10 protein-coding genes are annotated in these 5957 nt (G+C 60.2%); 2 read left to right on the top strand and 8 right to left on the bottom strand.

The genetic code is table 11. The features are described 5' to 3' along the window. The 4 genes from IL54_RS22885 to IL54_RS08595 form a co-directional block, all read right to left on the bottom strand. Window positions 1-321: response regulator (locus tag IL54_RS22885; protein WP_081913042.1), on the bottom strand; the 321-nt coding region annotated here is incomplete at its 3' end. Beyond that, window positions 318-746: a hypothetical protein gene (locus IL54_RS22215; protein ID WP_052027612.1), complete on the bottom strand. Its 429-nt coding sequence runs from the start codon at window positions 744-746 to the stop codon at window positions 318-320. The genes IL54_RS22215 and IL54_RS22885, both read right to left, overlap by 4 nt. A gap of 50 nt (window positions 747-796) precedes the next feature. Further along, on the bottom strand, window positions 797-1144 hold the full coding sequence (locus IL54_RS08600; RefSeq protein ID WP_037474804.1) for a hypothetical protein: 348 nt from the start codon (window positions 1142-1144) through the stop codon (window positions 797-799). A gap of 78 nt (window positions 1145-1222) precedes the next feature. Beyond that, window positions 1223-1681, bottom strand: a complete 459-nt coding sequence (locus tag IL54_RS08595) for a helix-turn-helix domain-containing protein (protein WP_052027767.1) — start codon at window positions 1679-1681, stop codon at window positions 1223-1225. A gap of 395 nt (window positions 1682-2076) precedes the next feature. Here IL54_RS08595 and IL54_RS08590 point away from each other — a divergent pair, with 395 nt between their 5' ends. After that, window positions 2077-2703 (top strand): glutathione S-transferase family protein, encoded by a 627-nt coding sequence (locus IL54_RS08590; protein ID WP_037474802.1) that lies wholly within the window; start codon window positions 2077-2079, stop codon window positions 2701-2703. Window positions 2704-2818: 115 nt separating this feature from the next. Here IL54_RS08590 and IL54_RS08585 read toward each other — a convergent pair whose 3' ends face one another. After that, on the bottom strand, window positions 2819-3568 hold the full coding sequence (locus IL54_RS08585; RefSeq protein WP_037474800.1) for a Bax inhibitor-1/YccA family protein: 750 nt from the start codon (window positions 3566-3568) through the stop codon (window positions 2819-2821). A 139-nt stretch (window positions 3569-3707) separates the two neighbouring features. On the opposite strand from IL54_RS08585, the gene thpR reads away from it, so the two are divergent. Beyond that, window positions 3708-4265 carry an RNA 2',3'-cyclic phosphodiesterase gene (thpR, locus tag IL54_RS08580; RefSeq protein ID WP_037474798.1) on the top strand — a complete coding sequence of 186 codons (558 nt, stop codon included), beginning with the start codon at window positions 3708-3710 and terminating at the stop codon, window positions 4263-4265. Between the two features lie 34 nt (window positions 4266-4299). On the opposite strand, the gene IL54_RS08575 is transcribed toward thpR, so the two are convergent. From IL54_RS08575 to IL54_RS08565, 3 genes are all read right to left on the bottom strand, one after another. Further along, entirely contained in the window at window positions 4300-4842 is a 543-nt protein-coding gene (locus IL54_RS08575; RefSeq protein ID WP_037474797.1) for a superoxide dismutase family protein, read from the bottom strand. A 291-nt stretch (window positions 4843-5133) separates the two neighbouring features. Next, entirely contained in the window at window positions 5134-5493 is a 360-nt protein-coding gene (locus IL54_RS08570; protein ID WP_156106179.1) for a hypothetical protein, read from the bottom strand. 191 nt (window positions 5494-5684) lie between these two features. Continuing rightward, window positions 5685-5957, bottom strand: a 273-nt coding sequence (locus IL54_RS08565; RefSeq protein ID WP_156106282.1) for an OmpA family protein, incomplete at its 5' end; no start/stop codon positions are given.

Below are 5957 nucleotides of genomic sequence, written 5' to 3'. Positions count from 1 at the left end.
CTCATGGCCCGAACTGTCGGTCAGGAAAATGACCGGCATGTCCGCAAAGGCGGGATCGCGGCGCAACCGCCGCAATAATTCCGGCCCGCTCATGTCCGGCAATCGATAATCCAGCATGAGAATGTCCGGTCGCGCATGCTGCGCCAGGCACAGGTCGATCGCCGCCGCGCCGCTCGGCACGCTGCGGATGGTCATGCCGGTATCCAGCAGCGTCGCCATCTCGACCACCAGCCGCATGTCGCTGTCATTATCGACATGCAATATTCGATAGCTTTGGCTCATCGCCACGGACTTTCCAGATAGGGGATGCAGCCGCGTCATGCCGCGATCATCCTGCCGCGCCGCCGCCGGAACCGACGGTCGAGGACGATCCCGCGCAGCATGAACAACTGCATCGGTATGGCCCACAAGCTATGCAGCCCCTGATAGACTTTCGGCGTCAGTTCGGGCTGCACCAATGTCGTCACATGGATCGCCACCGCCAGAAACTGGCAGGCGGTCGACCAGAGCGGCCAATATTCGTCGCTCCGCAAACTCAGCCATAAAAAGGCGACCAGACACGCCGCATCCACCTGTAACAGCGAATAGGACGTGATCTGCCAGTCGCGCTCGACATAGGTAACGAGCGCGATGGCCACCGTCTTGAACAGGACGATGGCCGCACCCGCCCGCCCGGTCGTGCCCCCCTTCGCCGCTGCATAAATGCAGCAGCAAAGAGTCATGATCCAATAGGTCAGAAGCAGCATGGCCGTGGGGTCACTTCATGATCGCAGGCACCGCATCATTGCGGATCGGGTTAGGCAACCTCACGCAGTTGCGCTTCCTCGACGAACGGCAGCGGACAGATCGGGCCGATCGAGCAACCAATCTCCACCTTGCGCAGATTGGACTCCATCTTCATCTCAATGAGCTTCTGATGCGCGCTGACGAACGCGCCGCGGCCCGCCACGATGGTCGAAAAGCCATTGGCGATATCTTCCAGCACCGGCTGCGTCATCGCGTCGTTCAACTGCGCGTCGCTGAACGCTTCCAGCACGTCGGTCGTCAGCATCGACAGCTTCTTGAGCGCCCCGTCGATCGCATTATGCGTACGGCCGATATCGGTCACGACACGGCGGGCGAGCATCGGATTATAATCAGGCATGGCATATCCCCTCGCGGAACCGCATGGCTCCACGTTGCTAGGTTGAAAAGATGGAAAGGTCAGGCGGCGTCGTCAGGGTCAGGACAGGACGACGAACGCACCCTTGCTGATGATGATGATCGCCGTCGCGGTGATCATCAGGAAAAAGGCAATCCGGGCTATCGCATATAGCCTTTGCTGAACGGTCAGGTCATTCGTCTTGCCTCCGATGGGCGGCAGGCCGATCCGTTCGACTAACGTCACTGGCTCGGCAGCCGGTAGGTCCACAATGGAGGAATCCTGCGGGTCATCAAGGCGGGACGGCTTTAATTCAAATTGTTTGAACGGCTGCGCGCTCTCCGCATCCATCAGGATACGGGCCGCATCGCGCCGATTTTCCGCGCCCAGCGTGACGCGGGCGCGGTGGATATATTGATCGACCGTCTGGTGCGACAGACCGACTTCAGGCGCGATTTCCTTGGAACTGCATCCGCTCGCGGCGAGGCGCAGGCATTGCTTCTGCACGTCGGACAGCTTGGCGATCCGATCTTCCAACATGCGTCTCCCCTGCATCTGCTGCGACGGTACGGGCCGGGCCTGGATCATAAAGGAATACCATGAAGCATGAGCAATATCGCAACTTATTAACGCGCAGCCCTTTCCTATCTCTGAATCGCGCCGGGAAAAATCGGAAAATTCGGACATATTACGCATGACCCGTTCGCCGACTGGGGATCGTTGCGAAATGCGGATCGCATACGAATCATCGTCATTCCCGCGAAGGCGGGAACCCATCTCCCAACCTTCGGTCTTTCGATAGGGCCTGAGATGGATCCCCGCCTTCGCGGGGATGACGAAAAACCTATAGATCCTGAACGGCGCAACGATCCCCCCGACTGGTTCCGCCGCCGCTCTTGCCGCATAGTCGTCGCCGCCTATCAGGAGTCGATCCCATGACCAGCCTTACTTTCTACACCAACCCCATGTCGCGCGGGCAGATCGCCCGCTGGATGCTGGAGGAAACCGGCGTCGCCTATGACACGGTCATTCTCGACTATGGCACGACCATGAAGGCACCCGACTATCTCGCCATCAACCCGATGGGCAAGGTGCCCGCAATTCGCCATGGCGATACCATCGTCACCGAATGCGCCGCTATCTGCGCCTATCTCGCCGACGCTTTCCCGGCCGCCAATCTCGCTCCGCCCACCGATGCCCGCGGCACTTATTATCGCTGGCTCTTCTTCGCCGCCGGGCCGCTCGAATCCGCCATCACCAACAAGGCGATGGGCTTCGTCGTCCCCGAAGGCCGCGAGCGCGCGGCTGGCTATGGCACGCTCGACGACGTGCTGCAGGCTTTGGGACAGGCGGTTTCCGTGCCCCAATGGATCTGCGGCGACCAATTCACCGCCGCCGACGTCTATGTCGGCTCCCAGGTCGATTGGGGCCTCGCCTTCGGCACCATGCCCGCAACACCCGCGCTGACCGCCTATGCCGACCGCCTGCGCACCCGCCCCGCCTATCAACGGCAAAAGGCGATCGATAACGCCCTCATCGCCGAAATGCAGAAGCCAGCCTGATCGATCCCGTTCGTGTCGACCGAAGTCGAGACACGCTGCCACGCGCAGGCTGAAAACGAAAAAGGCCCGGCGGATCGCTCCGCCGGGCCTTTTTCTATTCTCTCACCGCAGTCGATCAGTCGCGGCTGCCGCCCATGAAGCGCAGCAGGAACAGGAACATGTTGATGAAGTCGAGATAGAGGTTCAGCGCCCCCATGATGACCGTCTTGCCCATCATGTCCGTGCCCTGGACATAGGCGTACATGCTCTTGATCTTCTGCGTGTCATAGGCCGTCAGACCCGCGAACAACAGTACGCCGACGCCGCTGATGACCAAATCCATCACGCTCGACTGGAGGAACAGGTTGATCAGCATCGCAACGAACAGCCCGACCACGCCCATGATCAGGAAGGTGCCGAAAGCCGACAGATCCTTCTTGGTGGTGTAGCCGAACAGGCTGAGACCCGCGAAAGCGGCGGCGGTCGCAAAGAAGGTCTGCGCGATCGACGTGCCGGTATAGACCAGGAAGATCGACGAGAGCGACAGGCCCATCACCGCGGCATAGGCCCAGAAAAGCCCCTGCGCAGCCGCCGTCGACAGCTTGTTGATGCCAAAGCTCAGCACCATCACGAAGACCAACGGCGCGAACATGATGACATATTTCAGGATGCCGGGACCGCCCAGCACCTGCGCGGCCATGCCGCTCGACGCGAACAGCATCGCGACGACGCCGGTCAGCAAGACGCCGCTCGCCATATAATTATACACCGACAGCATATAGCTGCGCAGTCCGGCGTCGAACGCCGCGCTACGGTCAGCGGTCGCGCCGCCAAAGCCCGCCATATTCGAACGGGTGTCGGAACGGGGGTCGGACCAGTTGGCCATGAAATTCGTCTCCTTTGTCGGTCATCCAATGCCGACACCTCTATTATCGCCCTTTTGCCCGGCATATTCAAGTCCGGGGTGCAGCAGCATTCTAACGTTACAATTGGCGCGGGCGTTCGCTAATCGCTATCACCGTCTTATGCATCGCCTGTTCGTCGCCGTCCGCCCTCCTGCCAGCCATCGCGCCGCGCTGCTCGCCATCATGGCGGGCGTGGCCGGAGCCCGGTGGCAAAGCGATGCCCAACTCCATCTCACCCTGCGCTTCGTCGGCGAAGTGGATCGCCATCGCGCCAACGACCTTGTCGATGCGCTTCGGCTCATCCGCTTTACGCCCTTCGACGTCGGGGTCGCGGGGGTCGGCATCTTCGATCGCAAGGGCGTGGTCGACACCCTCTGGGCTGGGGTCGAACCGCGTGATCCCCTCGCCAGCCTGCACCGCAAGATCGATCGCGCCTGCGTCGCCGTCGGCTTGCCGCCCGAAGGCCGCGCCTATCGACCGCATATCACGTTGGCGCGCTTTGGTCGGGGCGGCGGCCTGCTCGACCCGTTCCTCGCCCGCCACGCCGCCCTGACCAGCCCGCCCTTTGCGGTCGACAGCTTTGCCCTGTTCGAAAGCCATCTTGGCCATGACGGGGCGAGCTATCACGCGATCGCCCGTTTCGGCGCCCATGTCGGCGAAGGCGATTTCCAAGATTGAAGCGCGGCCGGCCAAGCCCGCCGCGCCATCAGAATCATTTCGCTGCGATAACCCCGCAGGCGATGCGCCCGCCCGCATTACCGGCCGGATCGCTCTTATTATCGTCCGCCTGCGCATGGATCACGACCGCCGCGCCATCGGCATCCATCAACGGCATCGACCCGCCGCTGATCATCCCGCCCGCGACATGATATTCGATCTTGCCCGTGCCGTCCGGCCCGGCCAGCATATTGGGCATGTCGCCCATATGCATGCCCGCAGGATTATCCTTGCCATGCTGGCGATTGGTCGGGTTCCAATGACCGCCCGCGCTGGCAAAGTCGGGCCCGGTGCAAGTGCCCGTGGTGTGGATATGAACGGCATGCGTGCCGGGCGTCAGGCCCATCGCCTTGACGACGACATGCAGCCCATCGGCCGCCTGCGTGATCATCGCCTCGCCCCGCGCGGCGCCGTCGCCCGCCATCAGCTTGGCCCCCGCCATCGGCGCGGCCGTGGATGCGGCATCAGGCGTGGTAGTTGCGCAAGCGCCAACGACCAGAGCTAAAGGCAGGGCGGCAAGAAATGGCGCAAAATGCATGGCAGACTCCTAGGGATATGGATTATCGAGCAACGCGACAGGATGGCTTTTGTTGCGGATCGACTCCCGTTTGTCATCACGGAACCGAAATAATAGCGGAATGGTGGAACTGCGGTAGGAAATACCGCATCACTGACGAGCGCAGAGCCTGCCGTCCCACTGGACGCCGCTCAGCGAACAGGGCGGTCGATGCGAACCTGATTATATGGAGCGGTGCTACCTCACCATTAGGCAAGGTGCGAGACCGCCACTTCCTAATGGTCCTTTCGCGGCGATGGGCGGATGACCAGTCTAGCGGCTCACGTCCAGGGCTTTTTGCATCCAGCGGAAAGCTAGATAACAAACACCGATGTCTATGATCCCAATCGGAAAGAGAATGCCTCCCGGATAAAGGCTATCGCGAGGCGCGACTAGAATCAAAGCAATATGAACCAGAGCAACGGCCGAAACAAATATCGTGATCGTATTTCTGCTTGCCATTCCAACGATTGATTTACCAACGAACGTAGTTACGAAAAAACCCAAAAAAACTACCTTGCCCTTATCAGGTAGGATCGTTTCGTTGAAGGACACGGCTACGACCAAACTCGCAGCCATACATGCTAATGACCATGCTAATGAAACAGGCTTAGGATCACTAATCTCGATCACTTACTTCCCCTAAAGCAATCCCTGCCCGCAATCATATAATATATGTCATATGGACAGACAGCATAGTGGAAGCATGTGTGCTGCACTAGAAAGTTTCCTGCAATACTCTTACATCTTTCGCCAACAAAGAAAAAGGGGCTGGTCTTGCGACCAGCCCCTCATCCATTCTCCATCCCGAAGGACGGAAAATCTTACATGCCCGAACCGGGACCGTAGGTGATTTCCACGCGACGGTTCTGCAGTTCGCGAACGCCGTCGGCGGTTTCGACGCGGGGGTTCGTTTCACCGAACGCCTGGGTCGTCATCACGCCGTCAGGGATACCCTTCGACGCCATGTATGCCTTAACGGCGTCAGCGCGACGCTGCGACAGACCGACGTTGTACGAAGCCGAACCCGACTTGTCCGCATAACCTGCCAGCATGACCTGGGCGCTGCCGCAGTTGCTGTAGGCCGAAACCGCGTT

Source organism: Sphingobium sp. ba1 (assembly GCF_000743655.1).
Classification (GTDB): domain Bacteria; phylum Pseudomonadota; class Alphaproteobacteria; order Sphingomonadales; family Sphingomonadaceae; genus Sphingobium.
Note: the sequence above shows the minus strand (reverse complement) of the source record. Positions and strands in the feature narration are given on the sequence as shown.

Bases quoted from the DNA above. Each gene is read 5' to 3' on its own strand.
- IL54_RS22215 (WP_052027612.1), bottom strand. From the start codon at position 746: ATGCTGCTTCTGACCTATTGGATCATGACTCTTTGCTGCTGCATTTAT.
- IL54_RS08600 (WP_037474804.1), bottom strand. From the start codon at position 1,144: ATGCCTGATTATAATCCGATGCTCGCCCGCCGTGTCGTGACCGATATC.
- IL54_RS08595 (WP_052027767.1), bottom strand. From the start codon at position 1,681: ATGTTGGAAGATCGGATCGCCAAGCTGTCCGACGTGCAGAAGCAATGC.
- IL54_RS08590 (WP_037474802.1), top strand. From the start codon at position 2,077: ATGACCAGCCTTACTTTCTACACCAACCCCATGTCGCGCGGGCAGATC.
- IL54_RS08585 (WP_037474800.1), bottom strand. From the start codon at position 3,568: ATGGCCAACTGGTCCGACCCCCGTTCCGACACCCGTTCGAATATGGCG.
- thpR (WP_037474798.1), top strand. From the start codon at position 3,708: ATGCATCGCCTGTTCGTCGCCGTCCGCCCTCCTGCCAGCCATCGCGCC.
- IL54_RS08575 (WP_037474797.1), bottom strand. From the start codon at position 4,842: ATGCATTTTGCGCCATTTCTTGCCGCCCTGCCTTTAGCTCTGGTCGTT.